Below are 14,156 nucleotides of genomic sequence, written 5' to 3'. Positions count from 1 at the left end.
CATGGCGCACCGCGTCCTTTCGCTCGCGACGCTCTACCCCAACGCCGCAGCTCCGCGGTTCGGCACTTTCGTTGCACGCAGTCTGGAAGCGCTGGCCGCCCGGCCCGACTGGGAGGTAACGGTGATCAATCCCGTCGCCCTGCCCCCCTTCGTGCTTGGCCGCTACCGCGCACTCAAAGCAGCTGCATCCGACGGGATGGAACGTGGGGTCAGGGTTTACCGGCCCACCTTCCGGACCGTCCCGCGCTTCGGCGCTCGCTTCAACCCGGCACTCATCGCGCGCGCCATACTGCCGCTGGCTCGCCGGCTGCACGCGGCAACCCCTTTCGACATCGTCGATGCGCAGTTCTTCTTTCCCGACGGCCCGGCCGCCGCGCGCATCGCCGCGGCTCTCGAACTGCCTTTGTCGATCAAGGCGCGCGGAGCCGACGTGCATTACTGGGGGTCGCGCGGCGATACTCGCCCCCAGATCCTCGCCGCGGGAAGCCAGGCTGCGGGGCTGCTCGCGGTATGCGCCGCGCTCGCGGAAGACATGACCGCTATCGGGTTGCCGCGCGACAAGATCACGCTGCACTACACAGGCCTTGACCGGGACCGGTTCCGCCCCCTGCAACATCCCCAGCTCCGCCGTCGCCTGGCCCGCGAGCTGGCCGTCGGTTTGCCGGATGCGGCCCCGGTGCTGGTAACCGTCGGGGCGCTCATCGCGCGCAAGGGCCAGGCCCTCGTGATCGAGGCACTGACGGACTTGCCCGAAGACACGATCCTCCTGCTGGTCGGCCGAGGCGAGGACGAAGGCAGCTTGCGGCAGCTGGCGCAGCACTGCGGCGTTGCCGATCGGGTCCATTTCCTAGGTAGCCTCGATCACGACCTGCTTCCCCTCGTGCTTTCGGCTGCCGATGCGATGGTCCTGCCTTCGGCCAGCGAAGGCCTGGCGAACGCGTGGGTTGAGGCTCTGGCGTGCGGTACGCCGCTGGTGATAACGGATGCAGGCGGCGCGCGCGAGGTCGTCACCGCGCCCGATGCCGGGGTCATCACCGCGCGCAACCCCGAAGCGATTGCCGCCGGGATCCGGCAGGTGCTGGACGATCCGCCCGCACGCAGTGAAACGGCAGAGATGGCCGATCGCTTCAGCTGGCGGGCGAACGCCGAAGCGCTCGCCCGGTATTACGACGGATTGCTGGCCTAGGCTTCGCCCCGTGCGATCCGTTCCGCCTGTTCGGATGCGTCCGACGTCGGCACGAAGCTGTCGCTCTTGACCCCCATCCAGATCAGCAGCGGTGCAGCCATGTAGATCGAGCTGTAGGTGCCGACGAAGATGCCGAGCGTGATCGCGGCAGCCATGCCGAACAGGCTCGCCGGACCAAAGAACACCAGCGGCACCAGCGCGATCAGCAGCGTGAGCGATGTCATCACCGTGCGCGCCAGCGTCTCGTTGACCGACAGGTCGAGAAGCTGGGGAAGCGGCATCTTGCGAAACTTCTTCAGGTTCTCGCGGATGCGGTCGTAGACGACGATCGTGTCGTTGAGCGAATAACCGATGATGGTCAGGATCGCGGCCACGATGTTGAGGTCGAATTCCAGCCCGGTAATCGCGAACATCCCCAGCGTCAGAGACACGTCGTGGAACAGCGCGAACAGCGCGCCGACCCCGAACTGCCATTCGAACCGGATCCAGATGTAGATCGAGATCGCGACCATCGCGAACAGCAGCGACAGCAGGCCGGTCTGGAACAACTCGCTCGACACCTTGCCCGAGACCGAATCGACCCCGTCGATGCGGATTTCCGGATGCGCGGCCTTCAATGCCCCAGTAATCCGGTCGGCCATCGTGTTGGCGAGATCGGGCTGCCGGTCCGCCCCTTCGGGCAGCTTCATCCGGATCGACGCCTCGTTCGGCTCGCCGAATCGCTGGATGATCGGATCGCCATAGCCGAGCTCGGCGATCTGCTCGCGCATCTCGCTGACCGGCGCATCGCTCTGCCCGACGAAGGTCACCCGGATCATCTGCCCACCGACGAAGTCGACGCCGAGGTTGAGGCCGTTGAAGAATACCAGCGCCCAGCTGGCCGCGATCAGCAGGCCCGACACCACGAAGAACGGCATCCGCCATTTGAGGAAGTGGATGTTGGTGTTGTCCGGAACGAGCTTGAGGAGTTTCATGTCGCTGGTCTCCGGATCAAATGTGCAGGTCCGCGGGCCGCGCGCGGCGGAGCCAGCCGGCGACCCACATGCGGGTAATGGTGACCGCGGTGAACATCGACGTCGCGACGCCGATGACGAGCACGACCGCGAACCCCTTTACCGGACCCTGGCCGAAGAGGAACAGCAACGTCGCCGCGATCACGTTGGTGATGTTCGCGTCGTAGATCGCCCGGCTCGCTTCCTTGTACCCGGTTTCGACCGCCGCGAGCACTTTCCGCCCGCGTCTCCGTTCCTCGCGGATGCGTTCGTTGATGAGCACGTTGGCGTCGACTGCCGCGCCGATCGTCAGGACGAAACCGGCAAGACCCGGCAGGGTCAGCGTGGCGTTCATCACCGCCATGATGCCCAGGATCATGAGCACGTTCAGGATAAGCGCCGCATTCGCGTAGATACCGAACCGGCCATAGGTGACGATCATCAGCATCAGGATCAGCACCGTGCCGACCGCCAGCGCTATGAGGCCGCGACGGATCGAGTCTGCGCCAAGGTCGGGTCCGACGGTCCGCTCCTCGATCACCTTGAGATCGACCGGCAGGGCACCCGAGCGCAGCGCGATCGCGAGCTGATTGGCGCTCTCGACGGTGAAGCCACCCGAAATCTGCGCGGTCCCGCCCCGGATCGGCTCGTTGATGTTGGGTGCCGAAAGCACCTTGTCGTCGAGGATGATGGCGAACGGCTTGTTGACGTTCTGGGTCGTAAGCCGGGCGAACTTGGCAGCTCCCTGCTGGTCGAACTGGATGTTGACCACGGGAGAATTGTCGCGTGGGTCGAAACCCTGCTGCGCGCCCACCAGATTGTCGCCCTTGATGCCCCCCAGCCGCCGGACCGCAACCATCTGTCCGGTATTCGGCGAACCGTCGGCATAGGGATAGATCTGGCTACCCGGAGGAGCATTCCCCGCCTGCACGTCGCTGGGCAGCGCGTTGAGATCGACGAGCTTGAATTCGAGCTTGGCGGTCTGTCCGATGAGTGCCTTCAACGCCTCGGGGTCCTGCTGCCCCGGTGCCTGGACCACGATGCGGGTGTCGCCCTGGCGGATGATCGTGGGCTCGAGCGTGCCGATCGCGTTGATCCGGCGGTCGATCACGTCCTTCGCGCTGTCCATCGCCTGGTCGAGCGCATTGTCGAGACCCTGCTGCGTCGGGGTCAGCACGAACCGCGTCTCGTCGACCACGGAAAGCGACCATTCGCGGGTCAGCCCGGTGCCGTTAACGAGCGGAAGGATCGCCTCGCGCGCACGATCGACGTCCGCAGCGCTCTCGACCATGAACGACAGCCGATCGTTCTGCGTCGACAGGTCGCCGATGCGAATCGCCGGCTCGGCCTGGCGGAGTACGGTACGGACCGACTCCTCCATCGTCTCGAGGCGCTGCGCCGCGATCTGGCTGGCATCGGCCTCGAGCAGGATGTGGCTTCCGCCGGCAAGGTCGAGGCCGAGGTTGACCGCCGGGTCGGGCAGGCTTTCAGGCCACTTCTGTCCCGCGAGCGACGCGAGTGTCGGCAGCGACGCGAGCGACACGACGATGATCAGGCTCCACAGCCAGATCTTCTTCCACCGCGGGAAATCGAGCATGGGTCGGGGCTGCCTGCGGTCAGTCGTTGGCGGCGGCGGTGCCGCCCGGCGGGATGACGTCCCCGATGGTCGCCTTCACGGCCTTGACCTTGACGCCCTGGCCCAGTTCGAGATCGACGTAATGTTCGTCGACCTTGATCACCTTGCCGACGAGGCCACCCGCGGTGACCACCTGGTCACCCTTCTTGAGACCGGCCACTTTTTCGCGGTGCGCCTTCTGCTGGCGCATCTGCGGCCGGATGAGAAGGAACCAGAAGATCGCGATCATGCCCACGATGGGCAGCCAGCTGATCCAGACGGGGGGCGCGGCCGCGGGAGTGGCGGCAGCGAGAATATCGAGCATCGTCTTGTCGGTCCGTTCGAACGATTGATGGGCGCCCGCCGGATGGGCCACGTCCAGATAGGAAATGACCCGCGGGCGACAATGGGCGGGCGCCTAGCAGCATCGCCGGGCAAGGGCAATCGACGCCGCAGCGTGGCGACGAGGCAACAGTGGGGATAGGCCGCTTGCCATGCCGGAAGGGCCGACCTATAGGCGCGCGCTCCACTGGTCTCGGGACGTAGCGCAGCCTGGTAGCGCACCACACTGGGGGTGTGGGGGTCGGAGGTTCGAATCCTCTCGTCCCGACCAGTGGCATCCCCTCCCTACCAAATCCTCCGGGAAACATCGGCAATCCATCGGTGGCCCATCATGGGCATCGTCTGGCGCCTCGATACCGTGTCCGACAGCGGCCCGCCCGGGTCGCATTCGTCACTACACGGAGGTTCGTGATGCGTTACCTGAAAGCCGCGCTCGCCCTGGGTGCTTTCGCCGTCGCCGCACCGGCAGCGGCCGATCATATCAACAATCTCGATACGCCCTATGCCAGCCGCGGCGCCTGCGAATCCGCCATCGCGCAGTTCGCCGCCGAGGACGGTCCTGTCCTGCTTCAGCGCTTTCCGCAGTTCTTCTCGCGCCGCGGGGATGTCGCCAGCTTCCTGACGCGCGCCTTCAGCTGCGATTACAACCCGGCGGCGCAGGCATGGTTCATAACCGACCGACGGGTCGAGGTGCTTACCAGCGAATGGTTCCTGCGCCGGCCCTGACTGGCCCCGGACCGGGGAGGGCTTTCGATCTCGTCGCTCTCCCCGGTCAGATCACGAAATCGAGCACTCCCGGCAGCGGCTTGGCCCGGCCCGTCACCATCGCCCCGTGCAGCCGGGAGATCTGCCGGCTCCCGGTCCGGACAAACATGAAGGGCAAGAGACCATGGAGGATGCACGCCAGCCCTCCAAGAACCATCCGGATGCCGAAACCCGCGGCATGGACGAGATGTTCACCATAGGTCTCACCGACCGAGGCGGGATGTTCGGTGAAGAATTTTCGTAGCGACACGGCAGGCCTCCCGGATCAGACGCGGTTGTCTTACCACCGGGGATCGTGAAAGGGTTCCCAAACTTCACTGGTTCACATACCTATGTTGGGAAAATATCCCATCGTTGAGGGTATCTATGGAACTCGATGAGATCGACTGGGCAATCCTGCGCGAACTTCAGCGTGACGCCAGCCAGCCGATCCAAGCAATCGGGGAGCGGGTCGGCCTGTCCATCAACCCGTGCTGGCGGCGGATCAGGCGGATGGAGGACAGGGGGATCATCGCGCGCCGTGTCGCCCTGCTCGATCCCGTCCGGGTGGGCCTTCCCACGACGGTCTTCGTCGCAATCCGCACGACCCGCCATGACCCCGAATGGCTAAGGGCATTCGCCGACGGAATCGCGTCGATACCGGAGATTCTCGAGTGCCACCGGATGGCAGGCGAGGTCGATTACCTGATGAAGATCGCGGTGCGCGATATCGCTCACTACGACCGCATCTACCAGAAGCTGATCGCCTCGGTCCCGGGACTCAGCGACGTCAGTTCGACGTTCTCGATGGAAGCGATGAAATCGACCACCGCGCTTCCCCGTCCGGCGTGAACATCAGCGCGCGGGGCGCACGCTGCCGCGTTCGATGAGGTCGACCGGCACCCGCCGGGTCGGCTCGCCGTCGGGATCGCAGATGCGCGAGACCAGCGCGCGGCCAGCTTCGGCGAAGTCGGGCTCGATCGTGGTCAGCGGGGGATGCGCGTGGACACCGGCTGCGAGTCCGTCGAACCCGATCACGCCGAATTCCCCGGGCACCTCCACGCCGGCGCGATCGAGCGCCTCGAGCGCGCCCAGGGCGATCGCATCGTTGGCGGCGAACACCGCGTCCGGCGGGCCGGGCATCGCAAGCAGCCGCTCGATGGCTTCGCGACCCCCGGCGACGCGGTCCGCGCCGGCGACATCGAAAGGGGCAATCGCGGGGAGGCCGCGTCGTTCGAGGGTCTGGCGGTATCCCTCGTACCGCTCGGCAAACTGGGGATGCTCGGCATCGACGGTGCCGAGGAAGCCGATCCGGCGGTAACCCGCGGCGACGAGGCGTTCCACCGCGAGTTCGGCGCCCCTCGCGTTATCGGCGCGCACCCAACGCCCGTCGTCGTGCGGCGCGCCCCAGACCGCCACCGGCCCCTCGGGGGCGGTTTCGAGCAGGTCGGCCCATGCCGCGCGGTTGACGCTCGTGCCCATCACGACGAGCCCGTCGGCCTGGCCCTGTGCGTAGTAATTCCAACCGAATTCGCCCGGGTCCGACTGGAACGACACCAGAGACTGGTAACCGCACTCGGCCGCCGCCGCGCACGTGCTCCCGAGCAGGGCGTAATGAAACCCGCTTACGCGCGTCGGATCGAAGCCCGTCCGCCCGACAACGACGATCGCCAGCGTCCCGGTGCGCCCGCTGCGAAGCCGCGCTGCGCGGGCGTCCACGTGGTATCCCAGTTTCGCCGCCGCCGCCTCGACGCGGGCGCGCGTCTCGTCGGTTATCGAGGGCGACCCGGCCAGCGCGCGGCTGACGGTCGACTGGCTGACACCGGCCGCCTCAGCCACGTCGAACGATGTCACCCGGCTGCGTCGCACCCATCCCTCCGAATTGTCCGGGCTTCTTGCTCGCGCCCATATATCCGATCGTTCTGCGAACCGGGGAGGCCCGTGTCAACGCGCAAAGCGATGGCGCATCTGGCGATACGATTTTCCTACACGAACCAGTTTGGTTATGCAGAGAGCGAATCAGGAGGTTGCAGCATGCCCGTCCTCGAGACCCTTGCAGGTCCCATCGCCTCGATCATCGACAAGATCATCCCGGACAAGGAGGCCCGCGCGAGGGCCAAGCTCGCGTTGATCGAGCTCGAGGGCACGCAGGAACTGCGCCAGATCGAAGCGCGCCTTTCCGCGATCGTGACCGAGGCGCAGTCGCCCGACCCCTGGACCAGCCGCGCGCGCCCCAGCTTCCTGTACGTGATGTACGCCATGCTGCTGTTCGCCCTACCCGTCGGCCTGCTGTCGCTTTTCCTGCCAGACGCCGCCGGACGGATTGCCGGCTCGATGACGGCCTACCTGCGCGGCCTGCCCGACGAACTCTACGCGCTGTTCGGCACCGGGTACCTTGGCTACACCGCTGCGCGCCAATGGGGGAAAATCAAGGGGGTCGATGCCTGAGGTTCGGCATGCATACGAAATCCCGGGGGCACTATCTTGTCGCGCCGGTGGATATCGCCGATGCGGCGCCTATCTTGTTGCAATGCACAATCCTGCCGCCTTTCCCGATCCCAAGGTCGCACTGTGCGCGCTCGCCATAGACCGCCGGGCGGCGATCAGAGCGTGCTACAATGGCAAGGCGGTCGAACTCCACCCGCACCAGGTCATCGACCGCAACGGGCTTGCCTACCTGCGCGCGATCAACCCGGCCAAGGCGCGCCGCCACGACGAGGTTCCCTCGCTCGGCCTCTTCCATCTTGGCGGACTGTCGGACCTGACGCTATGCGGTCACGGGTTCGAACCGCTCGATCGGGCGCTGGTCGTTCCGGTCCGCGGGACCGACACCGTTCTCGCCTCGCTCTAGCCGCAGCCTCGATGGCGAGCTAAGCGAAACGCCATGGCTTCGAACCTCGTCTACGTCCTCAACGGGCCCAACCTGAACCTGCTCGGCACCCGCGAGCCGGAGATCTACGGGTCAGACACGCTCGACGATATTGCTGGCATGCTCGAGGACCGGGCACGCGAACTCGGCCTTAAAGTTGACGTGCGCCAGTCGAACCACGAAGGCCACCTCGTCGACTGGCTGCACGAGGCCCGCGCCGACGGGGCTAGGGCGGTCCTGCTCAACGCAGGCGCCTATACCCATACCTCGATAGCACTGCTCGATGCGGTCCGCGCGATCGGGGTGCCGGTGATCGAGGTCCACCTGTCCGACCCGTCGACACGCGAGGCGTTCCGCCACGTGTCATACGTGGGCATGGCGGCGATCGACGAGGTCAAGGGGCTCGGAGCGCACGGATACGTCGTCGCGCTGGAAAAGGCCGCCGCGCTCTGACCCGGCGGACTTGCAAGCGCGGCCCGCCCCGCGCATAGGCACCCGCCTGACACAACAAGAGGCAGAGATGGCCGAAACAAAGGGCGCCGCCGGGCGTAGCTCGGGCATGAACGTCGACACCAAACTCGTACGCGAGCTTGCCGAGCTGCTCGCCGAAACGGGGCTTACCGAAATCGAGGTCGAGGACGGGGACCGCAAGGTCCGCGTATCGCGAGGCGGCGGAGTGGCGATGGCCGCACCGGTCGCGATGGCCGCGCCGCCCCCGCAAGTCGCGCCGGCCACCCCCGCCGCTGCGCCGGTGCCCGAGGCCCCTGCCGATGTGGCGGGTGCGCTCAAGTCGCCGATGGTCGGAACGGTCTACCTCTCGGCCGAGCCCGGGACCGCGCCGTTCGTGAAGGTGGGTGACAGCGTGAAGCAGGGTGACACCCTCCTCATCGTCGAGGCGATGAAGGTGATGAACCCGATCACCGCCGACAAGGCGGGCACGATCAAGGCGATTCTCGTCGAGAACGCCCAGCCGGTCGAATACGACCAGCCGCTGGTCGTGATCGGCTGACGACGCCATGGGTATCTCTCGAATCCTGATCGCCAACCGAGGCGAGATCGCCCTGCGCATCCATCGCGCCGCGCACGAGATGGGCATCGAAACGGTCGCGGTGCATTCAACCGCCGATGCAGATGCAATGCACGTCCGCCTCGCCGATCACGCGGTGTGCATCGGCCCCCCCCCGGCGACCGACAGCTACCTCAACGTTGCCGCGATCATCTCGGCAGCCGAAATCGCGCAGGCCGATGCGATCCACCCGGGCTACGGATTCCTGTCCGAGAATGCCAAGTTCGCCGAGATCGTCGAGGCGCACGGGATCACCTGGATCGGCCCAAAGCCCGAACACATCGTGACGATGGGCGACAAGGTCGAGGCCAAGCGCACCGCGGGCAAGCTCGGCCTGCCGCTGGTGCCGGGCAGCGACGGCGCCGTTTCGGAAGTCGGGGAAGCACGCAGGATCGCCGCGGAGATCGGCTACCCGGTCATCATCAAGGCGGCGTCGGGTGGCGGCGGCCGCGGGATGAAGGTGTGCGAGAGCGAGGACACGCTCGAGACGCTGATGAAGCAGGCCGGCAGCGAGGCGAAGGCGGCGTTCGGCGACGCCACTGTCTATATCGAGAAGTACCTCGGCAATCCGCGGCACATCGAGTTCCAGGTATTCGGCGACGGAAACGGCAACGCGATCCACCTCGGCGAGCGAGACTGCTCGCTCCAGCGGCGCCACCAAAAGGTGCTCGAGGAGGCGCCCTCGCCCGTCATCACGCCCGAGGACCGGGCCCGCATGGGCGCGGTCTGCGTCAAGGCGATGGCTGACATGGGCTATCGCGGCGCGGGCACGATCGAGTTCCTGTGGGAAGACGGCGAGTTCTACTTCATCGAGATGAACACCCGTCTCCAGGTCGAGCACCCCGTCACCGAGGCGATCACCGGTCTCGACCTCGTCCGCGAGCAGATCCGCGTCGCCGACGGCAAGCCGCTGTCGGTCACGCAGGACGAGATCGAGTTCAAGGGCCACGCGATCGAGTGCCGCATCAACGCGGAGGATCCGTGGACCTTCGCCCCCTCGCCCGGCGCGGTGACAGCGTACCACGCGGCGGGCGGCATGCACGTGCGGGTCGATAGCGGCCTCTACGCCGGCTACCGGATACCGCCGTATTACGACTCCATGATCGCCAAGCTGATCGTGTACGGCCGCACGCGCGAGGGGTGCATCATGCGCCTGCGCCGCGCGCTTGAGGAGATGGTGGTGGAAGGGGTGAAGACCTCGATCCCGCTGCACCAGGAGCTGATTCGCCAACCCGACGTGCTGAGCGGCGACTACTCGATCAAGTGGCTCGAGGAGTGGCTGAAAACCCGCGCGTAATAAGGCGATAGCGGCCTATTGCTGGTGGACGAGCTCGCAAATGTCCATTGCGAGCTCCTCGGGCATCGGATCAACGTTGCCGAGCACGATAATCGTCCAGCTGCCGTCTAGGCTGGCGTGGGTACTCGCGCTCACGCCGCTGTTCGCCCCGCCGCCGCTGTGGCCCAGGGTTGGCACGCCCGCGCAATCCTCCAGCCGCATGCCAAGCCCGTAGGTCCACGGCCGGGGGGCACCGGGAAAGGGCACGGGGTCGGCGATCATCGCCGCTCTCGAGGCGGCGGACAGGAGCGTTCCATCGGCAAGCGCACGGTGGAAGGCCATCATGTCATCGACTGTCGCGTAGGCACCTCCGGAGGGATCGCCAGCGTAACCCAGGAACTGTTCGTTCGACATCCGGCCGTTGAAACCGAGCGGGTCCGATTCCGGGAGACGGTAGCCGGTGGCCCGATCCGTGATTACGGCTGTTACGGGCCAGTACCCGCTGCGCCCCATGCCTGCCGGACGGAACACCAGTTCGTCTACCAATTGCTCGAACGATTTTCCGGTGGCCGCCTCGGCCGCCGCGCCCAAGAGCACGTAGCCGGCATTGCTGTAGGACACGCGCCCGCCGGACGGATTGGGTTGCGCAGTCATGCTGGCCGCCTTTTCGTTTGGCCGGGCGGCGCTCCGTAGCATCCGCCCGTCCCATGCGCCGACCCCCGCGGTGTGGTTTAGCAGGCTGCGCAAGGTCATCCTCTGCGCGGCGTCCTTGTGCGGGTATTCGGGAACCCACCTGCCGACCGTATCATCGAGGGTGAGCACGCCTTGTTCGGCAAGGCGCAGGATAACGACCGCGGTGAACATCTTTCCGATCGAAGCGATGTTGAAACGGGTGTCGGGGGTGTTGGTTATTCCCCAGACCGCGTCGGCAAACCCGCGCGCCTCGCGGAGCACGATCTCGTCGCCTTGCGCCACCAGCAAAGCGCCGGAAAAATGTCCCTCCTGGGCAAGTGCGTCGAGCCGATTCACGACCAGTCGGCGCAGGGTGTCGCGATCCACCTTTTGCCGAGGGAACGCATCGGCGGCAGCCCGTTCGGGGTCGCGGTCGGCCAGGAAAAAGTACTGGCTCACCCGCCCCGGCTCGTCTCTGGCGAGAAACAGCACAAGCTTGCCGTGCCGCGAGCCAGCCACCGACCGAAGGCGGATTTCCGCCATGCGTTCGCCGGGGAAAGCAATGGATACCAGATCGAATCCGCCGCTTTGCCGGCGCATTGTTTCAAGGTCGTGAACGACTGCTTCGGACCCCAGCCGTTCGAGCGCGGCTTTTGAAAAGATACCGCCGAGCCTTGGAGCAATCGGTTCAGAACCTGTCAGCAATTCGAGGAACGCTCGCGCAGGGGCGCCCGCTGGGTGGTCTGTGGCAAAATCGCCGGCCCGATCCGCAGCTGGGGAAGCCGGCGACGCGCGGACATCCGGCGCGGGCGTGCCAAGGGCCAGCGCGAGCAAGGCAAACGGAACGAAACGGATCATGGCCGAACGGACTCCTGATGGTCCGCCCGCTCCTGCGGATTTCGCGATGTCAGGGCATCACGGGATCGACCAGCTCCCCATCCCACTCGACCGAGCGCGGCCTACCCGCTCACTCGAGCGGGACCCCCGGCTCGTGCTTTGCGGTGCGGATCGTCAGCGAAGTCTTCACGCTGTCCACGTTCGGCGCCGGGGTCAGCTTGCTGGTCAGGAACTCCTGAAAGCTCTGAAGGTCCTGGCTGACGATCTTCAGGATGAAGTCGATCTCGCCGTTCAGCATGTGGCATTCGCGCACTTCGGGCAGCGATTTCATGTGCTCCTCGAATTCGCGCAGGGCGCTCTCGGCCTGGCTCTTGAGGCTCACCATGGCGAAGACCGTGATCGCGAAGCCGAGTTTCGAGGGGTCAAGATCGGCGTGGTAGCCCCGGATCACGCCTTCTTCCTCGAGGCTGCGGACCCGGCGCAGGCACGGCGGAGCGGTCAGGCCGACCCGGCTGGCGAGTTCGACGTTCGTAACCCGCCCCTCGGTCTGCAGTTCCGCCAGCAATTTCCGGTCGATATCGTCGAGATTGGCCATCACGGCGCCCCTGGTATGCCCGCCCGGGCCCTGTCCCCGGGCAATTAAGGCCGCGCTGAGTCGCGCTGCCGGATAATTTTATTGTTCCTGCCAGCAATTGTCCCGCTTTGCAACGCACGGTCCGCTGCCGATGCGGGGCGCTTCGCCGCATGGTAGTCGACAAGTCGTTCGCGCTCCTTCCGGTTGAGCGCGGCAGTGCCATATCAGGAGCGCCATGCATTTCGATGATCGCCTCGCCACGGTCCTGCGCCACCGCGCGGCCGGCGAGCGCGCGGCGCGCACGCAGTTTCGCCAGCTTCTCGATCTACTCGGAAGCCGCCGGCACGGACGCGACGAGAGCATGCTCGCGGCAGCATGGCTGCGACTTGCCGCCCTCGGCGAATCGCTACCCGCGGACGAACGCGCGCGGATGATCCGCGAACCGGGCCTGCGGTTCCGCAATCCCGAACTGGCGCTGCATCTCGCTGAGGACGAGCCCGAGGTCGCTGCGGCCGCGCTCGCGGTGGCGCAGCTCGGTGTCGACGACTGGGACGCGCTGATCCCGCGCCTGCCGATCCGCGCGCGGGGCTTCCTTCGCCTTCGCCGCGACCTGCCCGTCCCGACACAGGAACTCCTTGAGCGGCTGGGCGTGCGCGATCGCGGTTTGCCCCGGCCCGGCCGCGCCGCGGGCGACGCTGCCGAACCGCTCGACCTCGTCGTGGAAGCCGGATCTGCAGCGGCGCGACGGCCGATTCCCGCAAACGACCTCGCCGACGAGCCCGCGCCTTCCTCCGAACCAGCTCCGGCTCCTGCCGGCACCGGGGACGACAGCGAGATCGGCGCGCTGGTCAAGCGGATCGAAGCGTTTCGAAAGCATCGCGCCGCCCACCCCGGCCAACCACAGGATGATCCCCGCCTGCCCCTGGGAGAGCGCGGCGAGGCGGCGGCGCGGCCGCCGGCGGGCTTTGCCTTCACCACCGATTCCGAGGGGCGCCTCGACTGGGCCGACGCGCCCGTGGCGCCGATGGTCGTGGGCGCGCTGCTGCCTCCCGCGATCGCCCGGCCGGGCCGCCACCAGCCCATCGTCGCCGCCCCTGTTGCCTGGCAGGGTGCGCCAGCGGTGGAGGGGGACTGGATCGTCGATGCAGCGCCGCGATTCAGCGATCCGGGTGGGCGGTTCCTGGGGTACGCGGGCCGGTTCCGCCGTCCGCCCGCGCCCGAAGTCGCCGCACCGCCGCACGATCCCGCCGCCGACCGGATGCGGCAGCTGCTTCACGAGCTGAAGACGCCGGTCAACGCAATCCAGGGATTTGCCGAGGTCATCCAGCAGCAGCTTTTCGGGCCCACGCCCCACGAATATCGCGCGCTTGCCGCGGCGATCGCCGGCGATGCTGCGCGCATCCTTGCCGGTTTCGACGAGCTCGACCGGCTGGCGCGGCTCGAAAGCGGCGCGCTGCAGCCCGAACCCGGCGAGGCGGACTGGGCGGGTATCGTCGCGGCGCTGGCGCGGCAGCTCGACGAGGTGCTCGGTCCGCGCGGTGCACGCTTCGAACTGTCGAGCGCGCCCGGTCCGATGCCCGTGCCGCTCGACACGCACGACGCCGAGGCGCTGGGCTGGCGAGTGCTGGCAACGCTGACCGGCGCCGCCGGCGCGGGCGAGGCTCTCGCGCTCGATCTGACGCACGACGACGAAGCGGTTTGCCTGTCCGCTAAGATCCCCGCATCGATGGCGCAGGCAGGCGACATATTCGCTGCCGACGGGCGTGCCGGCGGGGGCGCCGTCAGTGCCGGCATGTTCGGCGCCGGGTTCGCGCTGCGCCTCGCCCGCGCCGAGGCGAACGCGATCGGCGGCTCGCTCGAGCGTGACGGCGACCGCCTGATTGTCACCCTGCCCCGCTTGACCGCAGCGCAGCGCGATCCTAGCCCCGCCGAGGCCGACGCCGCTCTGGGTTAGGGGCCGCGGTACGCGCCGGACAAGGCCTC

16 protein-coding genes and 1 tRNA gene are annotated in these 14,156 nt (G+C 67.0%); 10 read left to right on the top strand and 7 right to left on the bottom strand.

Going from position 1 to position 14,156, the window contains the following annotated elements; all coding sequences use genetic code 11:
* Position 1: 1 nt before the first annotated feature.
* On the top strand, positions 2–1,186 hold the full coding sequence (locus tag ACPV3N_RS12295) for a glycosyltransferase (protein ID WP_440118184.1): 1,185 nt from the start codon (positions 2–4) through the stop codon (positions 1,184–1,186).
* Here ACPV3N_RS12295 and secF read toward each other — a convergent pair.
* The 3 genes from secF to yajC are packed head-to-tail and all read right to left on the bottom strand — an operon-like array spanning position 1,183 to position 4,118.
* On the bottom strand, positions 1,183–2,160 hold the full coding sequence (gene secF / locus ACPV3N_RS12290; protein WP_440118182.1) for a protein translocase subunit SecF: 978 nt from the start codon (positions 2,158–2,160) through the stop codon (positions 1,183–1,185). The two genes, ACPV3N_RS12295 and secF, sit on opposite strands and share 4 nt — an antisense overlap.
* A 16-nt stretch (positions 2,161–2,176) precedes the next feature.
* Positions 2,177–3,775, bottom strand: coding sequence for a protein translocase subunit SecD (gene secD / locus ACPV3N_RS12285; RefSeq protein ID WP_440118180.1), 1,599 nt, complete (start codon positions 3,773–3,775; stop codon positions 2,177–2,179).
* 19 nt (positions 3,776–3,794) lie between these two features.
* Entirely contained in the window at positions 3,795–4,118 is a 324-nt protein-coding gene (gene yajC, locus ACPV3N_RS12280) for a preprotein translocase subunit YajC (protein ID WP_440118419.1), read from the bottom strand.
* A gap of 211 nt (positions 4,119–4,329) precedes the next feature.
* Between yajC and ACPV3N_RS12275 the strand changes: the two genes are divergently transcribed.
* Together ACPV3N_RS12275 and ACPV3N_RS12270 are read left to right on the top strand one after the other, a co-directional pair.
* Positions 4,330–4,406 (top strand) — tRNA-Pro (locus ACPV3N_RS12275).
* Positions 4,407–4,546: 140 nt separating this feature from the next.
* Positions 4,547–4,861, top strand: a complete 315-nt coding sequence (locus tag ACPV3N_RS12270) for a hypothetical protein (RefSeq protein ID WP_440118178.1) — start codon at positions 4,547–4,549, stop codon at positions 4,859–4,861.
* Positions 4,862–4,907: 46 nt separating this feature from the next.
* Here the strand turns inward: ACPV3N_RS12270 and ACPV3N_RS12265 are convergent, their stop codons facing one another.
* Positions 4,908–5,150, bottom strand: coding sequence for a DUF6356 family protein (locus ACPV3N_RS12265; protein ID WP_440118176.1), 243 nt, complete (start codon positions 5,148–5,150; stop codon positions 4,908–4,910).
* A 116-nt stretch (positions 5,151–5,266) separates the two neighbouring features.
* Here ACPV3N_RS12265 and ACPV3N_RS12260 point away from each other — a divergent pair, with 116 nt between their 5' ends.
* A complete protein-coding gene (locus ACPV3N_RS12260; RefSeq protein ID WP_440118174.1) occupies positions 5,267–5,731 on the top strand; it encodes an Lrp/AsnC family transcriptional regulator in 465 nt (154 codons plus the stop codon).
* A 3-nt stretch (positions 5,732–5,734) separates the two neighbouring features.
* On the opposite strand, the gene ACPV3N_RS12255 is transcribed toward ACPV3N_RS12260, so the two are convergent.
* Positions 5,735–6,733, bottom strand: a complete 999-nt coding sequence (locus ACPV3N_RS12255) for a LacI family DNA-binding transcriptional regulator (RefSeq protein ID WP_440118172.1) — start codon at positions 6,731–6,733, stop codon at positions 5,735–5,737.
* Positions 6,734–6,913: 180 nt separating this feature from the next.
* Between ACPV3N_RS12255 and ACPV3N_RS12250 the strand changes: the two genes are divergently transcribed.
* The 5 genes from ACPV3N_RS12250 to accC all read left to right on the top strand — a co-directional run bounded on the left by ACPV3N_RS12250 (position 6,914) and on the right by accC (position 10,111).
* Positions 6,914–7,327: a holin family protein gene (locus tag ACPV3N_RS12250; protein ID WP_440118170.1), complete on the top strand. Its 414-nt coding sequence runs from the start codon at positions 6,914–6,916 to the stop codon at positions 7,325–7,327.
* An 82-nt stretch (positions 7,328–7,409) separates the two neighbouring features.
* A complete protein-coding gene (locus tag ACPV3N_RS12245) occupies positions 7,410–7,730 on the top strand; it encodes a hypothetical protein (protein WP_440118168.1) in 321 nt (106 codons plus the stop codon).
* A gap of 33 nt (positions 7,731–7,763) precedes the next feature.
* A complete protein-coding gene (locus tag ACPV3N_RS12240; protein ID WP_440118166.1) occupies positions 7,764–8,201 on the top strand; it encodes a type II 3-dehydroquinate dehydratase in 438 nt (145 codons plus the stop codon).
* 106 nt (positions 8,202–8,307) lie between these two features.
* Positions 8,308–8,757 carry an acetyl-CoA carboxylase biotin carboxyl carrier protein gene (gene accB / locus ACPV3N_RS12235; protein ID WP_440118164.1) on the top strand — a complete coding sequence of 150 codons (450 nt, stop codon included), beginning with the start codon at positions 8,308–8,310 and terminating at the stop codon, positions 8,755–8,757.
* Between the two features lie 7 nt (positions 8,758–8,764).
* Complete coding sequence (accC, locus tag ACPV3N_RS12230) at positions 8,765–10,111, top strand: acetyl-CoA carboxylase biotin carboxylase subunit (RefSeq protein ID WP_440118162.1); 1,347 nt, start codon at positions 8,765–8,767, stop codon at positions 10,109–10,111.
* 15 nt (positions 10,112–10,126) lie between these two features.
* On the opposite strand, the gene ACPV3N_RS12225 is transcribed toward accC, so the two are convergent.
* Positions 10,127–11,596, bottom strand: coding sequence for a serine hydrolase domain-containing protein (locus tag ACPV3N_RS12225; protein WP_440118160.1), 1,470 nt, complete (start codon positions 11,594–11,596; stop codon positions 10,127–10,129).
* A 133-nt stretch (positions 11,597–11,729) separates the two neighbouring features.
* On the bottom strand, positions 11,730–12,194 hold the full coding sequence (locus ACPV3N_RS12220) for an Lrp/AsnC family transcriptional regulator (RefSeq protein ID WP_440118158.1): 465 nt from the start codon (positions 12,192–12,194) through the stop codon (positions 11,730–11,732).
* A gap of 214 nt (positions 12,195–12,408) precedes the next feature.
* Between ACPV3N_RS12220 and ACPV3N_RS12215 the strand changes: the two genes are divergently transcribed.
* On the top strand, positions 12,409–14,127 hold the full coding sequence (locus ACPV3N_RS12215) for a histidine kinase dimerization/phospho-acceptor domain-containing protein (RefSeq protein ID WP_440118156.1): 1,719 nt from the start codon (positions 12,409–12,411) through the stop codon (positions 14,125–14,127).
* Positions 14,128–14,156 lie beyond the last annotated feature (29 nt).

Origin of the sequence: Tsuneonella sediminis (genome assembly GCF_051912845.1) — a bacterium.
GTDB lineage: Bacteria > Pseudomonadota > Alphaproteobacteria > Sphingomonadales > Sphingomonadaceae > Tsuneonella > Tsuneonella sediminis.
The sequence above is the reverse complement of the archived record's forward strand: the minus strand, read 5'-3'. Positions and strand labels throughout refer to the sequence as shown.

Excerpts from the sequence above, each read along its gene's own strand:
- ACPV3N_RS12295 (WP_440118184.1), top strand. The coding sequence starts at position 2 with ATGGCGCACCGCGTCCTTTCGCTCGCGACGCTCTACCCCAACGCCGCA.
- secF (WP_440118182.1), bottom strand. The coding sequence starts at position 2,160 with ATGAAACTCCTCAAGCTCGTTCCGGACAACACCAACATCCACTTCCTC.
- secD (WP_440118180.1), bottom strand. The coding sequence starts at position 3,775 with ATGCTCGATTTCCCGCGGTGGAAGAAGATCTGGCTGTGGAGCCTGATC.
- yajC (WP_440118419.1), bottom strand. The coding sequence starts at position 4,118 with ATGCTCGATATTCTCGCTGCCGCCACTCCCGCGGCCGCGCCCCCCGTC.
- ACPV3N_RS12270 (WP_440118178.1), top strand. The coding sequence starts at position 4,547 with ATGCGTTACCTGAAAGCCGCGCTCGCCCTGGGTGCTTTCGCCGTCGCC.
- ACPV3N_RS12260 (WP_440118174.1), top strand. The coding sequence starts at position 5,267 with ATGGAACTCGATGAGATCGACTGGGCAATCCTGCGCGAACTTCAGCGT.
- ACPV3N_RS12250 (WP_440118170.1), top strand. The coding sequence starts at position 6,914 with ATGCCCGTCCTCGAGACCCTTGCAGGTCCCATCGCCTCGATCATCGAC.
- ACPV3N_RS12245 (WP_440118168.1), top strand. The coding sequence starts at position 7,410 with ATGCACAATCCTGCCGCCTTTCCCGATCCCAAGGTCGCACTGTGCGCG.
- ACPV3N_RS12240 (WP_440118166.1), top strand. The coding sequence starts at position 7,764 with ATGGCTTCGAACCTCGTCTACGTCCTCAACGGGCCCAACCTGAACCTG.
- accB (WP_440118164.1), top strand. The coding sequence starts at position 8,308 with ATGAACGTCGACACCAAACTCGTACGCGAGCTTGCCGAGCTGCTCGCC.
- accC (WP_440118162.1), top strand. The coding sequence starts at position 8,765 with ATGGGTATCTCTCGAATCCTGATCGCCAACCGAGGCGAGATCGCCCTG.
- ACPV3N_RS12220 (WP_440118158.1), bottom strand. The coding sequence starts at position 12,194 with ATGGCCAATCTCGACGATATCGACCGGAAATTGCTGGCGGAACTGCAG.
- ACPV3N_RS12215 (WP_440118156.1), top strand. The coding sequence starts at position 12,409 with ATGCATTTCGATGATCGCCTCGCCACGGTCCTGCGCCACCGCGCGGCC.